The 22,250-nt window shown below is 27.8% G+C and carries 29 protein-coding genes; all 29 read right to left on the bottom strand.

The features are described from left to right. Positions 1–7: 7 nt before the first annotated feature. The 29 genes from AC07E4_RS15830 to AC07E4_RS15970 all read right to left on the bottom strand — a co-directional run bounded on the left by AC07E4_RS15830 (position 8) and on the right by AC07E4_RS15970 (position 22,179). On the bottom strand, positions 8–1,588 hold the full coding sequence (locus AC07E4_RS15830) for a hypothetical protein (RefSeq protein ID WP_478216939.1): 1,581 nt from the start codon (positions 1,586–1,588) through the stop codon (positions 8–10). A gap of 187 nt (positions 1,589–1,775) precedes the next feature. Further along, positions 1,776–2,531: an N-acetylmuramoyl-L-alanine amidase gene (locus AC07E4_RS15835; RefSeq protein ID WP_478216940.1), complete on the bottom strand. Its 756-nt coding sequence runs from the start codon at positions 2,529–2,531 to the stop codon at positions 1,776–1,778. Positions 2,532–2,542: 11 nt separating this feature from the next. After that, on the bottom strand, positions 2,543–2,770 hold the full coding sequence (locus AC07E4_RS15840; RefSeq protein ID WP_478216941.1) for a BhlA/UviB family holin-like peptide: 228 nt from the start codon (positions 2,768–2,770) through the stop codon (positions 2,543–2,545). Between the two features lie 117 nt (positions 2,771–2,887). Further along, positions 2,888–3,031 carry an XkdX family protein gene (locus AC07E4_RS15845; RefSeq protein WP_478216942.1) on the bottom strand — a complete coding sequence of 48 codons (144 nt, stop codon included), beginning with the start codon at positions 3,029–3,031 and terminating at the stop codon, positions 2,888–2,890. Position 3,032: 1 nt separating this feature from the next. Continuing rightward, entirely contained in the window at positions 3,033–3,374 is a 342-nt protein-coding gene (locus tag AC07E4_RS15850; protein ID WP_478216943.1) for a hypothetical protein, read from the bottom strand. Positions 3,375–3,394: 20 nt separating this feature from the next. After that, positions 3,395–4,402, bottom strand: a complete 1,008-nt coding sequence (locus AC07E4_RS15855; protein WP_478216944.1) for a hypothetical protein — start codon at positions 4,400–4,402, stop codon at positions 3,395–3,397. Further along, positions 4,403–4,798: a hypothetical protein gene (locus AC07E4_RS15860; protein ID WP_478216945.1), complete on the bottom strand. Its 396-nt coding sequence runs from the start codon at positions 4,796–4,798 to the stop codon at positions 4,403–4,405. Position 4,799: 1 nt separating this feature from the next. Next, positions 4,800–5,384, bottom strand: coding sequence for a putative phage tail protein (locus AC07E4_RS15865; protein WP_478216946.1), 585 nt, complete (start codon positions 5,382–5,384; stop codon positions 4,800–4,802). Next, positions 5,377–6,435 (bottom strand): baseplate J/gp47 family protein, encoded by a 1,059-nt coding sequence (locus AC07E4_RS15870; protein ID WP_478216947.1) that lies wholly within the window; start codon positions 6,433–6,435, stop codon positions 5,377–5,379. Before AC07E4_RS15870 ends, AC07E4_RS15865 begins: the two co-directional genes overlap by 8 nt. Further along, positions 6,428–6,856, bottom strand: coding sequence for a DUF2634 domain-containing protein (locus tag AC07E4_RS15875; protein ID WP_478216948.1), 429 nt, complete (start codon positions 6,854–6,856; stop codon positions 6,428–6,430). Before AC07E4_RS15875 ends, AC07E4_RS15870 begins: the two co-directional genes overlap by 8 nt. After that, complete coding sequence (locus AC07E4_RS15880; RefSeq protein WP_478216949.1) at positions 6,856–7,224, bottom strand: DUF2577 domain-containing protein; 369 nt, start codon at positions 7,222–7,224, stop codon at positions 6,856–6,858. The genes AC07E4_RS15875 and AC07E4_RS15880 overlap by 1 nt, the downstream gene beginning before the upstream one ends. Then, positions 7,225–8,220, bottom strand: coding sequence for an XkdQ/YqbQ family protein (locus AC07E4_RS15885; RefSeq protein WP_478216950.1), 996 nt, complete (start codon positions 8,218–8,220; stop codon positions 7,225–7,227). It lies immediately after the preceding gene. After that, positions 8,217–8,657: a phage baseplate protein gene (locus tag AC07E4_RS15890; RefSeq protein WP_478216951.1), complete on the bottom strand. Its 441-nt coding sequence runs from the start codon at positions 8,655–8,657 to the stop codon at positions 8,217–8,219. Before AC07E4_RS15890 ends, AC07E4_RS15885 begins: the two co-directional genes overlap by 4 nt. Before the next feature lie 119 nt (positions 8,658–8,776). Further along, on the bottom strand, positions 8,777–11,236 hold the full coding sequence (locus AC07E4_RS15895) for a hypothetical protein (RefSeq protein ID WP_478216952.1): 2,460 nt from the start codon (positions 11,234–11,236) through the stop codon (positions 8,777–8,779). A 25-nt stretch (positions 11,237–11,261) separates the two neighbouring features. Continuing rightward, positions 11,262–11,414, bottom strand: coding sequence for a hypothetical protein (locus AC07E4_RS15900; protein ID WP_478216953.1), 153 nt, complete (start codon positions 11,412–11,414; stop codon positions 11,262–11,264). Positions 11,415–11,446: 32 nt separating this feature from the next. Then, on the bottom strand, positions 11,447–11,890 hold the full coding sequence (locus tag AC07E4_RS15905) for a hypothetical protein (RefSeq protein ID WP_478216954.1): 444 nt from the start codon (positions 11,888–11,890) through the stop codon (positions 11,447–11,449). A 77-nt stretch (positions 11,891–11,967) separates the two neighbouring features. Then, positions 11,968–12,405, bottom strand: a complete 438-nt coding sequence (locus AC07E4_RS15910; protein ID WP_478216955.1) for a phage tail tube protein — start codon at positions 12,403–12,405, stop codon at positions 11,968–11,970. Positions 12,406–12,423: 18 nt separating this feature from the next. After that, positions 12,424–13,464 carry a phage tail sheath subtilisin-like domain-containing protein gene (locus AC07E4_RS15915; RefSeq protein WP_478216956.1) on the bottom strand — a complete coding sequence of 347 codons (1,041 nt, stop codon included), beginning with the start codon at positions 13,462–13,464 and terminating at the stop codon, positions 12,424–12,426. 24 nt (positions 13,465–13,488) lie between these two features. After that, the gene (locus AC07E4_RS15920; protein ID WP_478216957.1) at positions 13,489–13,902 is read right to left on the bottom strand and encodes a phage tail terminator family protein; all 414 of its coding nucleotides are present in this window, start codon (positions 13,900–13,902) and stop codon (positions 13,489–13,491) included. Continuing rightward, positions 13,899–14,288, bottom strand: a complete 390-nt coding sequence (locus tag AC07E4_RS15925; protein WP_478216958.1) for an HK97 gp10 family phage protein — start codon at positions 14,286–14,288, stop codon at positions 13,899–13,901. The genes AC07E4_RS15920 and AC07E4_RS15925 overlap by 4 nt, the downstream gene beginning before the upstream one ends. Then, entirely contained in the window at positions 14,281–14,601 is a 321-nt protein-coding gene (locus AC07E4_RS15930) for a hypothetical protein (protein WP_478216959.1), read from the bottom strand. The genes AC07E4_RS15925 and AC07E4_RS15930 overlap by 8 nt, the downstream gene beginning before the upstream one ends. An 8-nt stretch (positions 14,602–14,609) precedes the next feature. Next, positions 14,610–14,930: a head-tail connector protein gene (locus AC07E4_RS15935; RefSeq protein ID WP_478216960.1), complete on the bottom strand. Its 321-nt coding sequence runs from the start codon at positions 14,928–14,930 to the stop codon at positions 14,610–14,612. Between the two features lie 49 nt (positions 14,931–14,979). Then, entirely contained in the window at positions 14,980–15,948 is a 969-nt protein-coding gene (locus tag AC07E4_RS15940) for a major capsid protein (protein WP_478216961.1), read from the bottom strand. Between the two features lie 53 nt (positions 15,949–16,001). Further along, entirely contained in the window at positions 16,002–16,649 is a 648-nt protein-coding gene (locus tag AC07E4_RS15945; RefSeq protein ID WP_478216962.1) for a DUF4355 domain-containing protein, read from the bottom strand. A 91-nt stretch (positions 16,650–16,740) separates the two neighbouring features. Next, the gene (locus AC07E4_RS15950) at positions 16,741–17,634 is read right to left on the bottom strand and encodes a minor capsid protein (RefSeq protein WP_478216963.1); all 894 of its coding nucleotides are present in this window, start codon (positions 17,632–17,634) and stop codon (positions 16,741–16,743) included. After that, positions 17,615–18,916, bottom strand: a complete 1,302-nt coding sequence (locus AC07E4_RS15955) for a phage portal protein (RefSeq protein WP_478216964.1) — start codon at positions 18,914–18,916, stop codon at positions 17,615–17,617. Before AC07E4_RS15955 ends, AC07E4_RS15950 begins: the two co-directional genes overlap by 20 nt. A 28-nt stretch (positions 18,917–18,944) precedes the next feature. Then, entirely contained in the window at positions 18,945–20,651 is a 1,707-nt protein-coding gene (locus tag AC07E4_RS15960) for a terminase large subunit (RefSeq protein WP_478216965.1), read from the bottom strand. Between the two features lie 197 nt (positions 20,652–20,848). Beyond that, positions 20,849–21,433, bottom strand: coding sequence for a recombinase family protein (locus AC07E4_RS15965; protein WP_478216966.1), 585 nt, complete (start codon positions 21,431–21,433; stop codon positions 20,849–20,851). A 278-nt stretch (positions 21,434–21,711) separates the two neighbouring features. Beyond that, complete coding sequence (locus AC07E4_RS15970; protein ID WP_478216967.1) at positions 21,712–22,179, bottom strand: helix-turn-helix domain-containing protein; 468 nt, start codon at positions 22,177–22,179, stop codon at positions 21,712–21,714. Positions 22,180–22,250: the final 71 nt, after the last annotated feature.

Below are 22,250 nucleotides of genomic sequence, written 5' to 3' on the forward strand. Positions count from 1 at the left end.
TCATTATTTATTTACTAGGATATTCTTTTTCAATTAATTCTCTAGCATGTCTATATAATTTTTCATAATGTTCTTTTATAACATCATTAATATCTAATCCTTGTTTTTCAATATTTTCTAACCATTTGTCTAATTCTTCTTTTGTTCTCCATTGCAAACGACCATTCATAAGATATTTTTTACAATTAAGATAAAACTTAATAGCATCTTCTTCATTATTAAATGAACGTGAAATTTCTTTTGATATAAGGGTTCTTCCATTGTATTTTTTTATATTTCTTTGTATTTTTCTATACTTTTTAGCATGTGCTCTATTTATGTTATTACCTCTTTTATCTGTTATAATCAAATTTTCTTTTTTATTATTTAACCCATTTCCATCTAAATGATCTATCACAACACACCTATATCTTATATCAATTAAATCAAATAAATATCTGTGTAAAAATTTTACCATTGATTTGTTATTTATGATAATTTGTCCCCTAACATATCCCTTATTAATAGATTTTAATTTCATGTTCCAATTACCTAATTTAATTTTTTCAATATCATCAGCATCAACTAAACACCATCTACCTTTAGAATCATACATTTTATATGTGTCATCATCTATTCTCTCAAAAGTGTTATGACAATTAACTATATGTTTAATGTTCTTCTGTTTTTCTATCTTTTCTTTTATATAATTTTCAACATAATCAATTCTTTCTTGAGATATATTATCTAATATATAAAATAAATGCTCATTATGGGTAGCTTTAAAATGTCTTTGTAATATAAGTAAGTCAATCAATGCTTCTTGTTTATCTTTATAATGTTTAGTTTTAATTTCCTTACATTTTCCTAACCATGATTCTCTATTTTTCCTATATATTAACCCAACAATATCCCCATTTGTATTACTTCTATTTTTAGCATTGAGCATAGCATTGGAATATCTTAAATTTTCATATCTGTCATCCAAAGGATTGTTATTTATATGATCTATATATATAAATGGGTTTTGTTCGTTCATTATAACTCGATGTAATAATCTTCCTTTACCATTTATTACATATCCATTTATATTTGAAATTCTCCATGTATATTTTTTTATTTCTTCAATAACCTTTTCATTAGGATGACTAAACATAAATTCTTCACCTTTATTCGTTATACCTATCCAGCATTTTAAATTACCGTTATAATAAAATTCATTGTCTGAAGGTTTTTTATAATTTGGATTCTTAATTGATTTTCGCAAAAAGTGTGTTAATTGTCGATTCTGAATTATAGTACCATCATTTAAAAATTTTACCGTGATATTACTCGCTTGATTATATTCAATACATTGTATTAATAGTCCTTGATTATTGGTTCTTATTTGTCCTTCATATTTTTCTTTGTAATATAATGGATTCGCTATTTCTCCTCTTAGAAAAGCATTATAATTTGTATGTACTACTTTTAAATTATGTATAAATTTTACATAAATATCAGATGAATTATTATATACAAAAATTATAACCTTTTCATTGCTATTGGTAATTCCTATTTGACCTAATCGTTGTTCTACTAGTAAACTTTCATTTAAATATTCTATCATTCTAACCTTCCTATATTTTCATAATTTATTTTCAATATTATATTTAGTATTATTTTCCAAGTAATATAACTTAATTATTGGTAAACTTATCCTTTTATATTCAATATTTATGAAAATATAAGACTTAACTTTAACCACCAATAAATCGAAAAAAATTAGGCAAGGTTTTTACACCTCACCTTATAATCTATACTAACTTTCCTGCATCTTTTAAACTATCATATCTAGTACTACCAGCTTTTCCACCTATTTGAATAATCTTTTCTGCTTTCAATTCACTAGATTCAAAATCACTTTTTTTCATCATAGGACATTGATTCTTTTGAGCTACATATATAGCTGCATTTGCATCCATATCTCCAAAATATAATACTATTGTTTTCATATCTACTTTCACCTCATTATTATTTAAACTAACTCTACTATCTATACCATTAGCAATTGCTAGTCCGATTTTATCTGCACCATGTTTTTTATATAAATTTACATCTCCAGTTGCTTCACAGAAAAAACATTCAATTATCATTGCTTCCATATTGGTAGAGTTTAATTCTGCCAATCCATCACTATATTTAATACCACGATTAATAAATCCTAGCTTATTTAAATTATTTAATATTGCATTAGCTTTATTTTTAGTATCTTGACTAGCACATGGATGCAGCCATATTTCAGAACCAATTGCACCATTATAACTATCATATGCTTTGTTTAAATGAACTGAATAAAATAAATCTACATTGTTTGCATTGGCTTTATTTATTCCCCACATTAATTCACTATCTACATCTGCAATCGTGTTTGAACAATCAACAATAGCATTATATTTTTCTAAGTATGTTTTACTAGCATTAAATATTTTAGTATCTTCTACTACCTCAGATACAATTCCAATTGCTCCACTTACATTTACATTGTGTCCGTTTCTACATCCTATTTTCAATCTACTCACCCCTATTTACTTACATTTAATTTTTCTTTTATTTCTTCTACATCTGTTTTTATTTCTGTCACAACGTCTATATTTTTGGTTAAGTTTGATATTACGTTTTGATTATTTTCTATTGTATTTTGATACTTTTCTTCTCTGGTTTGGTTAGTTTTAAACGCATACACCACCAATAAAACCGATGCTAAACACCATATTCCTTGTGACATTGCCATTTTTAATAATTCTTCCATTAACATTACCTCGCTTTCATCTTAAAAAAGGCAAAATAAAAAGACTATCATTTCTTTGAAAATCTCTAGTCCCTACTTTGCCTTTTAATTTATTCTTTTTTATGTCGTCTTATTTTTCTATTGTACAAAATCTTTTCCAACTATTATTTTATACTCTTCTTTAGTTAATACACCATTTCTAGTTGCATCATAAATCTCTTGGTCATGTAAAATTCCCATGTCATAAAAGAATTTATAATATGCTAAATTTGAATAATCCATACTATTTAACCTCACTTTCTTTATTTTCTATTTTTATATTCTGTTTTATAAATAAATCTAATTGCTCTAATTTATATTGCAAATCAGTTATTAATTTGTCATGTGCTAAATCTCTAGCCACTAACATTTGCGTAGATCTACTTAATTGTTCCTGCAAATTCTCTAGCTTTATTGGTGGAGCATCTACATATATTGGTTTATGCAATTCATCACTTACATCTATAGCTTGTACTATTTTATCTTTATCATCAGGCAATTCCATAGCTTTAAGCTGTCCTATTATTTTATGCTTTTCTGTTTGTTCTGTTATTATCTTTCCTGTTTCATCATATATAATTAGCAATTTTATCACCCTTTCTTTTCTTATCTTAATATTTTGTATCCTATTTGATTAATTTTGTATTTTGAATATATTTTACCTTTTCGGTCAATTGAAGCTGCTCCATTATCTTTAATTATAATTCTATTAAAATCGGAATCACTCTCTTGCAACAAAACTTCATTAATAGATTCAAAAGTGCCTAATTTATATAATGATAATAAAAATATACCATACATATTATTATTGCTATCTTTTATTATCTGATTATATCCACGTTGAATATTTTTATTATTAAATTTAAATTCACCATTTTCAATATATACTTTTGAAATAATTCCTCTTGAACCTGAATAAGTTGTGCCAATCGAAATTAAAATATAATTGTTATCTATAGCTTGAATACTTGTGACATATAGTGATATTTCTCCATATGGATTACCATTATATAAATCAATACCTTTTTCATTAGTTATAGTTATTCGATTTATATAATTACTTCCGGAAGATTTTCTACTAACCTCATAAATAAAACCATTAAGATATTCTATATAATATCCCGTATAATTGCCTTGGCTCCCACTCCATTCACTTTTGCCAGTTATAAAATTTACTTTTTGAAAATTATATGGTCCTGTTTTAGCTAGTTCGCTTTCATTCAAAATGACATAATCAGTTATAGAATCAGTAATAATAGATGCTAATGCATAACTACTTACAATGCTACCAGTGTTTTTATTATATTTTCTTAATATTTTATCATCGGCAATTGAATAAAGATAATTTCCATATAATTTTAATTTTCCTATGGATGCATCATTTTGCCATTTAATATTCATTGTATTAGTATCAATACAATAATTATTTGTTTGTGTCGATATATAGAAATTTTCTTCATCACTTATTGAAGAGTATATTTCTATATTAAAGTCTTTAGCCAATTGAACTGAATCTTGAATTTTCTTTTCATAATAAGATTCTAAATTTTCATTTATTACAATGTCGCCAATACTATAATCACTATTGTTTATATTAATTCTACCAGTAGCCAATTAGATCACTTCCTTTATTATTTTAATATCGCACATTATATTATTAGTTGGTTTTTCTTTTGCATATAATTTAATATATCCAGTGTAGCTGTTTGTTATTGGCTTTATTTTTTTAGCAATTTCTAAGCTATCTAATTGTATATTTATATCTACAATACTATTACTTGTAATGTTAGAGTTGCTATATGTGTATTCATAAAGTCTACTTGAACTATTTAAAGTCCAATTTGATGATGTTAAGGTAACATTTCTTATTATTTTTATAGCATCTTTTAAATTTTCATCTATTTTATTTAATTCTTCATCTATTTTATCTAAACTACCATTTATAAATCTAAAATCACAATTCATATTATCATCATATTTTTCAAGTCCATAATTTGTTGTTTTACTCATTCTATCTACCTTCTTTCTGTGTTATTTGAAATTTTAATTCTAGTAAATTAGTTTCTATTAAATCTTTAACTCTTATATTCATATCTGCTAATTGCTTTACAGTTATTCCTAATTCTCTTAAATCTTTTACAGTATTATATTTAAATTGATAATTTATCTGTAAATAACATGGTTTATTTTCTTCTACTGCATCTTTTAAATCCTCTAAGTTTGGTGGTATTCCAACAGTACCTACAAATTTAATTGTTAATTCAAAATTCCCTGTTTCATCTTCTATTACTTCAACTGTTCCATTACTAAAACTCTCACATACATTTTTAAAATTGCTTCTTGTAGTTGTTGCAGCACCTCTTATTTTTGCCTTTACTACTGTCCTACGAAATTCAATAGGCTTGTTTATATCTGTCGGTATACCGTACACCTCTTCCCAATATTTAAGTCCCCATGTAGCCGTATCTATGAAACATTGGTTAATTATATCTTGTATAAATTCCCTACACTCTTTATCTTCTATATCTGTAGCTTTTTTAATTGCTAAATTTTCTCGTTCCTCACTTATAAATGGAGGTATTTTAACATTAAACACTTGCTACCACCTCACCTAGTATTGGAACTTGTATATCTGTAATAACTATATTTTCTGTTTTACCATTAACAGTTAAATTACTATAGTCTTTTACACCAGTTACATTTAATACGCAATTGCAAATTCTACTGTATCTTATAGTGTTATCTTTAAATGCTAAAGATTTTATATACTCACTAACATTGTTTTCTATATCTTCTTTCACATCTTCAAGACTTCTACTAGCATCTATTGCTAACTGTACACTTAAATTTATAGCCACTTCTTCTGCACCTTGTACAATAAGTTGTCCTGAAAGAACTGGTCTTTCTTCATTGATGTGATTTTTACAGTTTTCTATAATTTCTTCAGTTGGTTTTCTTTTATTCCCATCTATTATTACAACTGTTACTTTTCCCTTTTCAGGCAGCACTCTAGCACCACCTACACCATTAGTTTCCATAGCCCACAAATAATAGTGATGCTTATTCCCAGAAGTTGCAGGAGTTCGTATTTTAACTAAATATCTTTCATATAAATCATCAATACTTTCTTTATCAATTCCATTAGTAAAGTTATTAGCATTATTAATTTCCAATATGCCAACTAACTGTATAGGCATTTCTACAATTGTATTAGCCATTACATTATATTTACTTCCAACTTCTATAGCTTCTACCTTTATTGTTGTTATCTCTGTTGTTGTAGTAACTTCTTCTAATGTTTTATATTGCAATCCACCTTTGGTTTGTACAATAAAATCCTTAGGTATTTGTGTACCAACTACAGTTTTAAAATCTATATTTCCAATTGCTTTATTACCTTTTTTTCTATATATTCCTTGCTCTGCACAACGCATTTCAACTGCATTGTAATTTCCAGTTGCATAGGCATTTTGAATAAATACTATATCAAGTATATTATCTAAATCCTCCCGTAGCTTTTCATATTCACAAGCACCTGCTGAAAGTACATCTTGTGTATAAGTACCTTCATTACAATTTACTTCATTGGCAATGTTAGAAATCATACGTTTTAAAATTTCTTCTTTACTCTGCTTAAATTTATACATCTAGTTCCACCTCCCCATATATTGTTAATATTTTTAAATTTATTGTTAATATTTCATCATCAAAACTACTCTCTAGTTCATCAACTGACTTTATATAAGGATTAATTAACAAGCACTCTTCAACCAGCCTCAACATTTCCGTATCAATTAAATCTTTGCTATATTCTTTACTCATATATAATTCTTCAAATTCTTGTCCATATTCATTACTGTAAATTTCATATCTATTTTTCTTAACTTTTAAAGCCTTCCATATCCATACTTTAAGTGCTTCATTTTTTTCAACTATTATATTTTTTCCATCTTCAGTATATAAAAAAGAACCAGTTGAGAAATCTATTGCATATTCTCGAAATACTGGTAATTCTTCATTGTTTTCTATGTAAATTTCTTCTGCGTTCAACTCTGGAAATATGCTCACTATATCACCTTCTCCAAAACTAAATATTTTTGTCCTTTTAAAACAGGATAACAAACAACTGTATTTCCGACTTCTAAATTTGTTTGAAATGCAAATTCTCCATCTTGTATAGATATGTTATTTAATGTTCCACTTCCATTGCTACAACTCACACTACCACTTGCACTTGTTGTATTTAAAGCAAATTTTCTTTTATGTGTTAACAAATGCTCTGCAATCAATAAATTATCTTTATCTAGTTGCAATTCACCAACTTTTATAACCAATGGATTTACACTTATGACTTCTCCTAGTTGTAAACTTGATGGATTATCTAAAGCACCTTTACTTCTCATGTTTTCAAATAAAACTTTACTCAGTTCATTCATCTAATCACCTTCCTTTAAATCCATATCCTTTGTATAACTTAAAGTTAAATTAGTTGTAAATGTACCTGTTTCAATATCCCAGGTGTGAGAATCAGCATTTATATACATTTTTCTATTTGCGAGTGTACTTATAAAAGGAACTTGTACTGTTACTTCTTTGCCTGTAAGATATTCATAATTTCCTAGCACCTCACATTCAATTTCATAATCAACACCATGTATCATATTATTTGCAACGATTTTATAGTTTTTATCTTCTTCTTTTACGTAGTTCTCCTGCAATATCCCATAAGCTTTTATCATATTGGCATTTTGAATAGTATCTATTAAATTATTTTTATCATCATAGACTTTAATCCGATTTATCATATCACCCATCGTGTCTTTAAAGCGTAGATTTAATAAATTTCCATCAGCTGTATAAATATCACGACAAGGTTTTATAACTTTATCTGCTTTAAAAGTCCCAATATCAGGTACATTAAGACCTACTCCAGTCATTAGAATATAGAAACGTCTACCTGTTTGTTTGCTTACTTGGGTATACAATTCCATAATTGCATCATATGCCGTTTTTTGTGCTATTAACCTATTAATTTTAATGTTACTATTGCTTAAACTATCAACTTTTACACCTACTTCTTTGCAAATATCCCTAGTTGCACTCATTACAGTAGTGTTTTTAAAGTTACGAGTTACCTTATTTTTAGTAAGATAATAAGCAAAATCCAAAGCAGTAAAATTTAATTCTTCATTAGCACCGATACTTCTATCTATAACAACACCTCGAAATATTTCTTTATTATCTAAAGTTACCCAAACAATGTTTCCAACTCCAACCTGTTTGTTTGTCTGATGTTTATCCCAAATTTTATAGAACATGTTAACTTCTAGTTTCCTAGCAACCTCGCTTAGACTTCCACCTATATTCACACTGGTACAAAATTGTGTTAACTCCTGAACTTGACCTTTATAATTATTAAAAATTCTAATCATATTGCAGTCACCTTCTTTTGTCCTACCAGCTTATGTTCTTTAAATTTTATAGTAAAATAAACATTACCCGTTCCATCTTTTTCTCCATAGTTGAAATCTTCTATGGTACAGGCATTATTTAAACGAGTTCCTGTTATAATAAATCTACAAATTTCACTATTATATTTTAGTTGGTCGATTAATTTACAATATTGGTATGGATCACTTTTAGGTGTACAAGCACAAGCTGGGCTTTCTTGCGATGGAAATATACCAGGTATAGACCATTCTCTTAATTTGTTTCCTTGTCCAGTTATATTTACTTCACCAAAATTTAAAAGATTTATAGTTTTATTCATAGATCCAAAACTTACATCAAACTCACCAGTTATAATTGGAAATTGGAACGTTTCAATATTGTTTTTTAACCAAACTTCTCTTTTTGCTATTTTCGACACCCCCTTCCTTAAAATCAACTCCACAAAATCGTTTTAAATGCAATATAAAAGACTAAGTAATATAATTACATCTCTGCAAATTACCTAGTCTTATAATCAATTTTATTAAGTTTTTATCATTATGCATAATTCAATCCATCATTTTTTATTATTCTTGCTAATGCAGTTGCTATTTTATTTATATCAGCTTCTTCTCTAACAGTCATATTTGCTATATTTAGATTTATTGTTGGAGAACTTCCACCATTGTTAGCACCTAGTTTACCCTGGTCTAGCAAATTAGTTTCTTGTTTAGTTAGTACTCTCTCGCCTTCGTGTAATTTAGCAGTATAATTGTCGAATGGAACTCTTGTTAATCCAGTTTTATGTATACCATCTACTTTACTTCCACCTGTGTCATCTCCACCAAAACCTAATTTATCTTTTACAAAATTAATAGTCCCTACGATGGGCTCAGAAAAGAAATCTTTAACAGATTGCCATTTCTGCAATACATCATCGACAACATCTTTACATGCTTGTTTCATATCGTTCCATTTTCCTAATGCTTTATCTACCATATCGCCAACCGTTGTTTTTACTTTATCCCAACAATCTGTTACACTATTCCATCCTTTAACTATAGAATCTACTATATTCGAACATGCAGTTTTAATTTCACCCCATCTTTTTACCGCTAAATCACAAAAATGACTCACACCTTCGCTTACGGAATCCCAACACTCTTTTACTTTACCCCAGCCTTTAACTATAGCATCTGTAACGGGTTTACATATTTCTTTTACTTTATCCCAGTTTTTATACAGCAATACTCCAGCCAACACAATTCCCATTATAATAAGCTTAGTAGGTGTTAACATAGAAAATGCAATTTTAACTCCAGTTACCGCTAACTTGATACCTTTAAAAGCACCAGTTACTGCTACTTTAATACCTTTAGCCGCTCCCACTACTCCTATCTTAATTCCTTTTGCAGTTCCTATTACTCCAGTTTTAATACCTTTAGTTGCTCCAATTATTGCTGTTTTACTTACTTTAGCTGTTCCGGTTATTGCTGTTCTAAGTCCCTTACATGCAATATTAATTCCTTTAAAATCAAATGCACTATGTATAAACCTACTAGCACCTTGTGCCTTTTTAAAAGCACCAGTCATTGTACTTATCCCATTTGAAACATTGTTAAATACACTTCCTGTTTTCTCTAAAGCTTTAAATCCTAAAAAACCTTTTAATGCTATTTTTAAAACAGGTACTATTTTATCCATATTTTTAAAACAAAAATCAATTCCCTTAGATGCTATTTCCATAGCTTTTCCTATAACTTCTCCGATTTTCTCCATACCGCCATTGGCAACAAATTTTCCGAAAGCTGCAGTAACTTTTCCTAATTCTATTTTTATAACACTAAATGCATCTTTAGCATGTTCTTTAATTTTATAAAATGCTAGTACACCTTCAACTCCTAAAGTTCCTTTTATTTGTTTAGCTCCTGTTTTTAGAGAATGCATAAATGATAATACAAAAGGCGATAAAGCATTTATACCACTTTTAATTGTATTTAAAGCTGGTACTCCTATACTTTTAATACCACTAAATACACTTGCCCCAATATTAGATACCTTGTTTATACCATTTCCTATTACATTAAATACATTACTTTTAGCAAAACTTCTAACTACGCTAGTAATTCCTAGAACCCCATCTTTAAGTTTATCTAATAGACCACCACTTATTACATTACCTTCTATATCAACTCCAGCAAGTGTTGCCATAGTATTTTTAATTTCTCCACGCATCGTCGACATAGCACCTTTAAAAGTTTTACTCTGTAATTCCATACCACCAGAATAACGTTCTTTCATTAAAGAAAATAATGTTTTATTGAAATTTTCTTGATCTACTATTTGTCCTTTTTGGTTAACTAATTCTTTATCTGCCATAATTTTATTGCCATGCTCGATAATTTGATTTTTTGTTATTCCAAATTCTTTTAACCTTTCTAACTCGCCAGTCTGACTGTCAGCGATTGCTTCAACTGCCTGGTCGAAACTTTTTCCCATAACACCAGCCATATCACCTACTGCTGTAGTTACTTCTTTTGTGGTCTTAACTCCATAACTTTCAAGCTTAACAAACCCATTAACTATTTCTTCTGTTTCAAAAGGTGTAGCATTAGCAAATTCAACAGCTTCTCTAAACTTTTCAGAAGCTAATTTACTGTCTTTCATAACTATATTTAAAGTATTTCTCATACCTTCAAATGATGCTGCACCATCTACAGCACTTCTAAATACTTTTGTTGCAGCTTTAATTCCCAAATATCCTTTAGCTAAATCCTTCAATTTACTTGTTAAAGCATCTATGTTATTTACACTACAACTATTATTAAATTCTCTATTACTTCTGCTACTGCTATCTGCATTCGTCTTATGTTCTCTAAACTTTCCAGTTAATCCACCTAAATGTCCTTTAAAATCAGTTATTCCACTTTTACAATTACTAAAACTATTTTTAATCTCAGTCATTTTACTTGTAACTTCATCTTTTAATTTAAACGTAGCTCCACATTCATAAGCCATTTATTTACCTCCCTTCTATCGGAGTTTACTCATCTACTTTTACACCTAGGCAGGACATAATTAGCTTTACTTTTTCATTTTCTTGTTTTATTTCATCTTCCATGCATGCCTTGTACATTAGTTTTTCTGTATATGTTAAATTCTCAACATCGCTTTTACTATGTCCTTTTTTAATCATCCATCCTATAAGTGCAAAATCATTATCTGTTTTTAATTTTTTTTTATATCTTCTACAACCTTAACGCTAAAAATTTCACTTTTACTAACTAAATTATTAGCCATTGCTTTTATTTCAATATCTTTAAATAATTTTTTAATTATTTTTTTGCCATCGTATTTTCCTATTCCATATGCTTCATGTAATTCTTTAGATTTTACGCTTGGTTCGATTATACAATTGTAAAGTATATGTATTTGTGCTTCTTCTTCCTCCATTTCTTGTATTTCTTCCATAAGTTCAAAATCTGGAATCTCTGCGGTTAATTTTCTATTACCTAGTCTTTTTAATTCCAATTCTACTGTCTCAATGGCATTTTCTTTACTTTTTAAAATATCTGTTTTATTCTTAATAAAATAATCTAATGTTAATCTATTATCCTTTTTACTCTCTTTATTTTGTTTATTCATTATTTCTAATTCTTTTTTATCTGTCATACTATCATTTCCTTTCAATTCTTTAATTCTTTAATTTTAATAAAATAAGGCATGTCCAAATTGGACACACCCTTTAATTAAGCATCTATTGTACTTTCTACCCTTACGTTATCGATTATAAAGCCGAATGCAATTTCCTTCTCTTGTTTTCCCTTACCTTTTTCTATATTTGCTAAATCGTGCTTTGTCATCCAGCAATCAGTAACAACTATTCTCTCTTCTTTTCCTTCATCATTTTCAACTTTTACAGTTATATCGAAGTATGTAAGTCTTCTATTTTTCATATTCTCTACTTCTTTTTTTAAACTTCTACTGTATCGTTTTAATATTTTATATTTACCCGTACATTTTACACCCTTAGAAACTGCCCCGTGCATACCGAAAGTATCGATATCTTCTATTTCCTCGCTTGCTTCTAAGTCGTAAGATACAGCTTCTGCAATTTCTTCTCCATTAATCCAAATTACAGCTTTTTGATCGTTTATTAAATTTAATACATCTCTATTATCTTGCATTTATATCACTATCCTTTCTTACATATTTACATTTACATATAAATCTTCCATACAGTCTATAAATCTAACACGCACACTAGCAAATACGTTAGTTTCTGTATCTGCTTTTCTTATTTGAATTTCTTCCATTTCATCTGTGTCCATTCCGTTGTCTTCTAAATATTGTCTTTGTGCTTCATAATCCATTTCACAAATATTTTCTACATCTTTGTTTAAAATTCCACGTCTTGCTAAATCTTTCAATAGTTTATTAGTTACTGCACTATAGTAAAGCATTTTATTGTTATAATTATTTTCAACTTTTCCAATATAAAAATCTTCAAAATTAGTTACTATAGCATCCTCCAATATATCCATGCCATCTACAATTTTTATCTTTTTCAATTCTTTAGATTCATCTTGTTTTAAAGTAGTTTTACTATTTACCGCTCTACTTAATTTAATTTTTTCACCATCATCAAAACAAAAAAACTCTCCATTTTCAACGCAAGAGTCCATATCTTCTTTATTTGTACAAGATTTTAAATCATCTAAAATATAATATGTAGCAGACTCATTAACTGGTAATCCTGCTAATAATCCAGCAATTTTACAAGTGTACTCTTGAGCTGTTATAACAGTTCCATCTTTTCTAATAGTACCTTCACCAGTCCAATTTATCACACCCTCATAATCAGCTTTTTGATTGGCTATCACGAATTTAAATTTTTTACTTGTTTCACTTCTACGTTTCTTATTAAAAGCTACTAATTTTGTAATATCACCCTCTTCAGCTTGTGGCATTGCTAAGTATCTAAATTTTTTATCTTTTATAATTCCTATGGCAGTATCTAAATCAACTGCACCAACTACCATACATTTACCTACTTTACCTTCCATTGTCATTTTTATATATTTTATATTTTCAGGTTTGAAATCATTTTCCTTTATATCTTTTGTCTTTCTATATTCTTTATATTTAGTTTCTGTTTCTTTTACGATTATGCAAACTGTACCCTTATAATTTGCTATTTGAATAGCTTTTTTTGTATAGTTTACTAGTATCTCAGGCATACCCATAAATATCACTTTCCTTTCTATTTTTTAATTTAATTTGAAATTTAAATCTCCCATTTTAGGTTTATTTAATTCTTTAGTTTCTAAGTAATAATCTAATGTAAAGCTAACAATTAATACTCCATCAACTTCCTTACTTGTAATATCACTAATTGTAAATACATCTTTATTAACTTTTACAGACTTAAAAATAGTTTCTAGTTTATCAGTCATTTCTAAGTTTTCTAAGTGTGTATTATTTTGGTTAAAATAGTAAATATCAACGTTAACTAATTTATTTTGAATACATTCACTAAAGTTATAAGATTTTAGTGGTCTTAGACTTACATAAAAACTATTTTTAATAATTTCTTCTGTATTTCTTTCAACTACTATCTCGGCATTGGGAAAATTCTCATATAACTTTTTACAAATCCAATTTTGAATATCTGCATATGTCATAGTCTAAAACCTCCCATTACTTGTTTTATTAAATCATCACAACTCTTTTTAAAATCCTTTTCTACAATAGTAAATGAATCTCTCACAGGAAATCTTCCAGTTACAAATCCACCATTTTTAGTTTTATGTCCTTCCTCATATAGAATCGCATAATTTATATTAGATCCAAATTCCACTTTTTTATCTAATCCAATACCTTCTATATCTCCATAATCCCAACTAGGTCTTAAATTATTATTTTTTATTGCAGTTCTACTTTGCGTTTCACACTTCATTTTCTTACCAGTATTATCTAATAAATTATCACTTTCCTTATCAAATTCAACCTCACATTGTTCTAATGCTTTTAATATTTCATCAAATCCATATATTTCACTATCAGACAATTTCAACACTTCCTTTATGCTCTATAACTGCAATGTCTAAATAATCATCCCATTCAACAATCTTTTTAATATCAAAAAATTTATCACGATATTTTATAATGGAACTTTCTTTTATATTTTCATTCATATCGCAAAATATTCTTTTAGTACATTCTAGGTCATACCCATAATCTTTTTTTAATTTTTCTGAACTATAAGGCTGTACATCTACCATTAATGTATCTGCAAGTTTATAACCACCATTATGAGTTATACCAAATTCATCTTTATACTTACCTTTGTTGTAAATTTCAATTTCTTTATTGTAAAACATAGCATCACCTACCTCAACTTTATATATGGACTAGGAAGTAATTCAGCTATATCATCTGTTATTTTAAAATTAGAATTTGTATCGCTATAAGTTATACTCCTACTACCCTGACTCATTTGTTTTATATTTTTTGTGCTTTTACTCATATAAGCCTTGCAAGTCAATTCTATAATTGCACTTTGGAAGTTTTCTTTTATAAAATCACTATCAAATTTAGAATTATTCAAATAGCTTTTAATACTATCTACTGCAATATCAATGTATAAATTTAATTTACTATCTTGTTTATCTGTATTTAAATCTAATAAAATCTTTATTTTTTCTAACAAGTTTTATCCCTCCAATCAAAAAAGAAGGGACTTAACCCTTCCTTATGTACTATGCAATTTTAAATTTAAATTCAGCTAAATAAATATTCTTAGCATCTTTAACCATGTCCCATCTAGCAGCTGTACCTAAATCTGCATTAGTTGGAGATACTGGGCTAGTTGATGGTTCTTTCCAGCTAATTCCTAATGGATGTAATACATATTGTTTTCTAGTAACTAAGTAATTATCACCTAATCCTTTTAGTTTTTCTCTACCTAGTTCATGTCCAATTATTCCAGTTAAATCCTCAACGAATCCAAAAGCACCTTTACCAAACATATACATACTTGCTACCTTAGAAGTATTGTCAAATGGTATAGCATCATCGATTATAACTTCTGCCATCAATGGTTTATATACTTTTATAGTTCCATTTCCCATAGAGTCTGGAACAATGTCAATTTGATCTTGTTTTAGCATATAAGCATATACTGCACTATTTACTGCAACTGCTCCTATGTTTTCTGCTGCATCACCTAATAAAAATTTAGTATCTATTGCATCAGATGTGTTAAATAAAGCTGCATTACCTGTTTTACCAGTTATATCATTTACTTTTCCAGTACATTTAGCAAACACACCTTTACAAGTAGCTAATAATATTTTAGTGTATTCAGTAGACCAATAATCACCTATTCCATCTGCTATTCTATCCATTACATTATCACCAGATAATAAAGAAGCTAGTTGATTTTCTCCAAATACTTTCGCTCTTAATTGTCTTCTTGCAATATCTTCAGAAGTAGTAATATTATTTATTGTTAAATCTCCATCTTCGGTTGGTATTTCAGAATCTCCACTTAATGGCTTAACGAATGGCATAACTATTGTTTTACCACCTATTCTTAACAATTCTGCTAGTTGTGGGTTAGCTTGTACTATTCCACTTCTAAAAAATGCATTCTTTTCAGTAGCCTTTTCTGATGTATAAGCTGTAAAATTTTCTGGAATTATCATATTTTCTAATTTAGTTTTCATTTAAATCACCTTTGTCCACATCCTCAATGTGAACCCTTTCTTATTTTAATTTATTATTGTATTTTTGCTTGTTCTTTTAATTGTTTTGCCTTTTCTGGATCTTTCATTTCAAGTTCCATTTGTTTAGTTAAGTTAAAAGTCGCTATTGAATATGGATTATCTCCTGTATTACCGCCATCTTTAGGTGGTGTATAACTATTATCTTTAACCTTTTCTTTTACTAAATTTTGTAAACTATTATTAAATATAGTTTCAAATTTTTCTATATTTTTAACTGTTGTTTCTTCATCATTACCTAGCATAAATTCAATTATTTCTCCTGGTAATTTCTTTTCATTTGCTATTTTTAAAGCCTTATTTGTTAATTGTTCTTTTAATTTTTCAGTTTTCATTTGTTCAATTTCTTGTTTTAATTTCTCTAACTCTAAATCTTTCTCAGATTTTTCAGGGTATCTTTTTTTAATTTCTTCATCTATCAACTTATTTAAGTTATTACCTTTCCAAGTTTCTAATGCTTTACTACTGTGTTTATCCTTTTCACTATCCATAAAAGATTTAAAATTAGTGTCAGTTGCAACTAATCCTTTAAAATTGTCTAAGCTTAGCATAGACTTAGCTAAATCTGTGCCTTTAATTAATTCATCAATACTTTCTTCCTCTTTTACTGTTTCTAATAAATTTAATAATTCTTTTTTTGTCATGTTTTTACTTCCTTTCCCATGTACCCAATATTGGACACACGACACATAATATTTTTTAAATTTTTGTAATAAAAAAAAGACATAGAATAAATTACTCTACACCTTGCTCTTTTAACCAGTTTTTATAATTTTTATAATTAATAATTTTTCTGTTTTCATTATCCCATTTTGCAGTAGGTCGCCATTCTTTAGAAGGTAAATCAAGTAAATGTGACCTCGTAAATGGATGCAATGGTGGAATAGGTTTATTAGGATCATCAATTTTATAAACCTTACCATCTAAATCTCTACACTTATCACAAGTCTTTCCATCCAATGTTGCATCATACATTTGGTATTCAACACCTTCTGCTCTAGCAATATCCTCATTTGCTTGTGTTTGTACTCTTGCCATTTCAGTACGTGCAAGTCTACTAGCTTCATACGTACTCACATTAAATTCTTTTTTTATATTCGTTATTACTTGGTCTAAATTCTTTTTACCTGTCATTACACTATCTAATTCTTTTTTTAGACTTGTAATCATTTGTTCTTTATTTTTCCATATTCTATCTGAGTACATTTCATTATGGAATTTAGTTTTTACAACACTTTCTATATGTTCTTTTTTAACTAATTTCAATTTATCAGCTTTTTTAATACCATTTTTTAAAATATAGCTTGTCTTATAATAAGTATCTTCATAAACCTGCTCTAATAATTCATTTACTTTCTTTAATTCCAGCATACCTATGATTTTAACTTCTTTTGCAAGTGTATCATTTATAAGATTATCTACTTTTTTCTTATCCTTAGTTGCTATGTTAATAAAACCTTCTTTGCCATACTCCATATATAATTCAAACATTAGTTGTAATAAATTATCTCTAGTAATCTTATACTGTTTATAAACTTCTTGCATCAGATTTTCTGTTAAAGCCACATTATCAGTAACTATAGATAGTAATAATTCTTGTAGTTTCTTATTAATCTTCGGCTTGTTCATCTTCTACACCTACATTATCTAATAATTGCTTTCCTATGTTATTTATATCATTTTCTTGTTCCTTAGATTTTTTATCTTTTTCAGTTGCTGGATTATTAATAAAACTTAATAGACTTAATGCAGTATCTTCACTTATTAGACCGTTTAATTGGCTAATTATTTGAGCTGTCATGAGATCATCCGAAGGAATATTCGGTGTAAATTTAATATCAATGTCTTTCCAATCATATTCTTTATTCTCTGTTAGATTAATATATTCTATCATTAGTTGCAGTCTACTTTTTATTGCATTGGTTAAACTTTTAGTTATTAATTTACACTTATTTTCTAAACTTATAAGCCTATTTCTTAAAGTCACACCACTAAGATTACTTTGTAATTTCTCGTTATGGTTAATATGGCAAGAAGTTTGATATATTTTATCTTCTACTGTATTTAAAGTGTTTTGAATAAAAGTATCGTTTATATTTTTTATAAGCCATTCAATTGTTACATTGTTGTTTGCACTTTCAGCCTGTATAATTCCTAATTCTTTCATCTTGGGTAATTGTTCATCATCTAACTGTGCATTTATTACTTTTAAATAAGCATTTCTAAAATCAGATATTTCATTGCTTATGTCAGATAGATTAGTTTCGTAAGAATCTTGAAGTCCTTTTATATCCCAATAAATAGTATCAGTTATTTCTTCTTCACTTAATACTGCCACACTTACTGGAACTCTACTAAAAATATGTACTGAAGCTGGTGCTATTTCTTTAAACTCTTCATCATAGTGGCATATTGCATTTTTAGTGTAAACATCTATGTAAGTTTTATTGTCTAGTTTCTTCTTATATATATGTAAGAAAAATTCAACATCACCTTCAGCATAGTAATAACCTTCATGTCCTTTTATAGTTTTAAGATTAAAATTACCGTTCTTATCTATGTATGCTATTTCATAAGCAATACCACAAATTAACATATACTTAGCTAAATCTGTTGTTATGTTTTCATTTATATTTTTATTCCCATTATTTATTCTATTTAATATTTCATTATCGTTGCTATTGCTTATGTACGTTATATCATTTCCAAAACAATAGGATACTTCTTCATTAACTAACTTTTTTACAAAATTAACTCTACATTTATTATTACTTCTTTGTGTTACCATCTTGTAATTTCTAAGTGCGTCAGTATCGCCCTTAAAATAATTGTATGCTTTTATATATTCAGCCTTTTTACTATTAAAATCCTGATATGCTTGTTTTAACAATTCAATATCTATTATTATCACCTCTTTCTAACTAAAATGTTAATTTTCATTAAAATAATAATCTTTTATCTAAAAAAGTTATCTTTTTTATTACGTTAATATCATCAATACGTGCAATAAACTCAGCTACAATATCAGGAGCATCATCGTGAAGTGAATACAATTGCCCACTAAAATCAAGTATTTGTTGTATAAAATCCTCGTTATTATCTGCAAAAATAATTCTTCCACAGTTAACATCATCCACTATCATGCTTATTTTATTGTCTTTATTTTTCTTTTGCATTTCATTTATAAATTCAAATCGTCTTTTTCTTAGAAGTGGTTCTTGATTAATTAATTCTTTAATCTTAATTACATCAGCACCTTGATAACTGTTTTTTTCTATGTAAATATGAGTTATATCCTCATATTTTATAAGTAACTCTATGACTTTATTGCAATAATCATTAAATTCTAGTTTATCAAGCACCATATTTCTTACATATTTAAAGCCTGTATAATTACTAACAGAACCTACTACCATTGCAGTATAGTCAGATTTAGCACTTACTGTTGTAGCTACATCGACACATAACATAGTTTTATCAAATGCAATTTTTTCAATTTCTTCAACACTCATGGTTCTAATAGATTTAAACCACTTTTCACCTATATTTTCACAGTCGCACATTAACTCTTGCATAAATGCAGTACGTTTTGTGAAATATTTCTGTGCTAATTCATCACATTTATATTTAGACCATATTGTCTTAAATTCCATTTCTGTTCTATGTGTTGAATAGTATTCTTTAAGCATTATATCTTTTTCTTCTTTATCAATTTTATTATTCAATAGAATTTTTCTATAGTGTTGCCAATGATGGTTATTCTCAAAGTATTCATCAACATCAAAATCACAAACTTTCCTATGGAATACTTTAAATGTAGCATCTTGTCTTATAGTATTTATAAAATCATCTGCTGCAAGTGGAGTTCCTAAGATTAGAAATTTACTAGCACTTTTAATTTTATTACCATTTCTTATTACTTCTGTATCTCCAACCTCTGCAACTTCCTTATAGAATTTATTTATTACTTTTTCTTTAGCTCCATCACTTAAAATGTCTTCTTCACTTAAAATATCATCACAAATAACTGTACTTGGTCTAGTTCCATTATAGGTAGTACCTCTTACAGAACTTCCCCATGAGAATGCTTGTATTTTAGTATCATTTGTAAGTTCTATTTCTTGTTTATTTAAAGTCCTATTTTTTCTATCAATTAAGACTCCAAAACATTGCTTTATATATTTATTCTCTAGCATTTTTCTAGTATCAAATATAAACTGCTCTGCATCACTTGATTTATTGCCTAGAACAATTGTATAAATACTTTTCCTATAGCAATGCAAATAGCAACTTAAAGCTTTATTTATAACTGTACTTTTAGCACTTCCACGAGGTTGAATAAATTCTTCTTTATCATATAAATCATGTATAAACATTTTCTGTAATTCTTTCCATACATCAAAGTGTAGTTGTCCTAGTTGTCTTGCGGTATTATTAGGCTTAGGAATAAATGTATCTTGCAAAAAATACATACAGAAAAATTCTAAGTTCTTTTTACCTAATTCAAAAGCTACACCATTCATTCCCCACAAATTACTACTATATTGATTAATAGTTAAATCTGTTGCCTGCTGTGCTTGTTCTTTTGTTAATCCTTGCTTTTCAAAGTCCAATAGTAAGTATTTATAAAGCAAATATAAGTTCATTTCATCATTAGTATTAAATTCATTTTTATCTATTTCAAATATGTTATTACCTCCTCTCGTACAAGTGTGTTTTAATTCATTCTTTTTGGTCTAAATGAGTATTTATAAGTAAAGTGTTAAAAGAATGGCTGTAGATGAGATTGGGTATAGTTTTTAAGCCATTTATAGACAATAAAAAAAAGACATAGAATTTTATTCTACATCTTTATGGAACATTCGTTATCTGATTCATATTCTTTTATTCTTCTATAAAAAGTATTAGGTTTTAAGTTTAAAAGTTCCATAGCCTTACGACCTGTTATCTCTCCACTTTTCCATTTTTTATAAACTTTTTCAAATTCATCATTATTTACTTCTATTTTTTGTCTACCTTTGTATTTACCTTCTGCTTTAGCAATTTCTATACCTTCTTTTTGCCTATCTAGGATGTATTCTCTTTCAAGTTCTGCCATTGCTCCAAATACAGTTAGCATAAATTTACCACTAGCTGTGCTTGTATCAATTGCTTCTTTTTTGGATATAAATTTTACACTCTTTTCTGTTAGTTGCTCTACTAGATTTAATAAATCTTTTGTATTTCTTGCAAATCTACTTATGCTTTCTACTATTACTTCATCGCCTTCTCTGATAAAATTCATCATTTCATTTAGTTGTTTTCTATCGGTGTTTTTACCACTTGCTTTATCAATATATACTTTTTCTACCCCTAGTTCTTTCATCAGAACTTCTTGTCTTGCAGTATTCTGTTCTTTTGTGCTAACTCTAACATATCCTACTTTCATTTTTAACATACCTCCGAGATTAAAAAATTATAAAAAAAATTATAGAACCGAAAAACTGGTATTTGCCATTTTAAGATTTAGAAGTATACCCACCCTATCTATAATTTTATTATAATCTAATCTCATAAGTATGTCAATGAAGTTATTATTTTATTTGAAATATTTCAATTACTATTAATCAACTCTATTGACATACATTAAGTATAAGTTAAAAGTATTTCACTAAGATATATCCTATTGCAATACACTAATGAAGTAATAGAATTAAAACAAACATTTTATTCAGTCTTATTATTATCAGCTGGGTTATTATCTGTATCTTGTACTATCTCTGCTTCTACGATCTCTTTCTTTTCTACATTAACGATAGCATTTTTTATAGTATCTAAGTCTATTACTTTATTAATACCTTCTTTATTCTCTGTTATGTCTTGTGTTTTAGTTGTAGGAGTTCCATATATACGATTAATTAAATAGGTTGTAGCTTCAAGTCGTATCTTTTCGCTCTTACTTGTTAATGCTAACTTCTCTAATTCACCGAGGTACAAGTCACATTTACTATCAATTTTTCTTTCTGCGTGTTTTTTAAATTCTCCAATCAACCTGTCCACCTCAGCCTGTAATTCATTATCTTTAAGCCAATCATAAACTGTGTTTCTACTTACGCCTACTATCTTGCTTACATTCATTATAGTTTCACCATTTGCAACCAATTCAGACACTTTTCGTTTACGTTCATCTAACATAAATTTGCACCTCACTTTCATTAAATTTTATATTTATTAGCAGTTAACAACATTACACTTTTTATCGTTTA

It is taken from the genome of Clostridium amazonense, from assembly GCF_056431285.1.

Coding starts and splice junctions, on each gene's coding strand:
- AC07E4_RS15830 (WP_478216939.1), bottom strand. CDS start 1,588: ATGATAGAATATTTAAATGAAAGTTTACTAGTAGAACAACGATTAGGT.
- AC07E4_RS15840 (WP_478216941.1), bottom strand. CDS start 2,770: ATGGAAGAATTATTAAAAATGGCAATGTCACAAGGAATATGGTGTTTA.
- AC07E4_RS15845 (WP_478216942.1), bottom strand. CDS start 3,031: ATGGATTATTCAAATTTAGCATATTATAAATTCTTTTATGACATGGGA.
- AC07E4_RS15860 (WP_478216945.1), bottom strand. CDS start 4,798: ATGAGTAAAACAACAAATTATGGACTTGAAAAATATGATGATAATATG.
- AC07E4_RS15870 (WP_478216947.1), bottom strand. CDS start 6,435: ATGTATAAATTTAAGCAGAGTAAAGAAGAAATTTTAAAACGTATGATT.
- AC07E4_RS15880 (WP_478216949.1), bottom strand. CDS start 7,224: ATGAATGAACTGAGTAAAGTTTTATTTGAAAACATGAGAAGTAAAGGT.
- AC07E4_RS15885 (WP_478216950.1), bottom strand. CDS start 8,220: ATGATTAGAATTTTTAATAATTATAAAGGTCAAGTTCAGGAGTTAACA.
- AC07E4_RS15895 (WP_478216952.1), bottom strand. CDS start 11,236: ATGGCTTATGAATGTGGAGCTACGTTTAAATTAAAAGATGAAGTTACA.
- AC07E4_RS15900 (WP_478216953.1), bottom strand. CDS start 11,414: ATGATTAAAAAAGGACATAGTAAAAGCGATGTTGAGAATTTAACATAT.
- AC07E4_RS15905 (WP_478216954.1), bottom strand. CDS start 11,890: ATGACAGATAAAAAAGAATTAGAAATAATGAATAAACAAAATAAAGAG.
- AC07E4_RS15910 (WP_478216955.1), bottom strand. CDS start 12,405: ATGCAAGATAATAGAGATGTATTAAATTTAATAAACGATCAAAAAGCT.
- AC07E4_RS15915 (WP_478216956.1), bottom strand. CDS start 13,464: ATGGGTATGCCTGAGATACTAGTAAACTATACAAAAAAAGCTATTCAA.
- AC07E4_RS15920 (WP_478216957.1), bottom strand. CDS start 13,902: ATGACATATGCAGATATTCAAAATTGGATTTGTAAAAAGTTATATGAG.
- AC07E4_RS15930 (WP_478216959.1), bottom strand. CDS start 14,601: ATGTTTTACAATAAAGAAATTGAAATTTACAACAAAGGTAAGTATAAA.
- AC07E4_RS15940 (WP_478216961.1), bottom strand. CDS start 15,948: ATGAAAACTAAATTAGAAAATATGATAATTCCAGAAAATTTTACAGCT.
- AC07E4_RS15945 (WP_478216962.1), bottom strand. CDS start 16,649: ATGACAAAAAAAGAATTATTAAATTTATTAGAAACAGTAAAAGAGGAA.
- AC07E4_RS15950 (WP_478216963.1), bottom strand. CDS start 17,634: ATGAACAAGCCGAAGATTAATAAGAAACTACAAGAATTATTACTATCT.
- AC07E4_RS15960 (WP_478216965.1), bottom strand. CDS start 20,651: ATGAACTTATATTTGCTTTATAAATACTTACTATTGGACTTTGAAAAG.
- AC07E4_RS15965 (WP_478216966.1), bottom strand. CDS start 21,433: ATGAAAGTAGGATATGTTAGAGTTAGCACAAAAGAACAGAATACTGCA.
- AC07E4_RS15970 (WP_478216967.1), bottom strand. CDS start 22,179: ATGTTAGATGAACGTAAACGAAAAGTGTCTGAATTGGTTGCAAATGGT.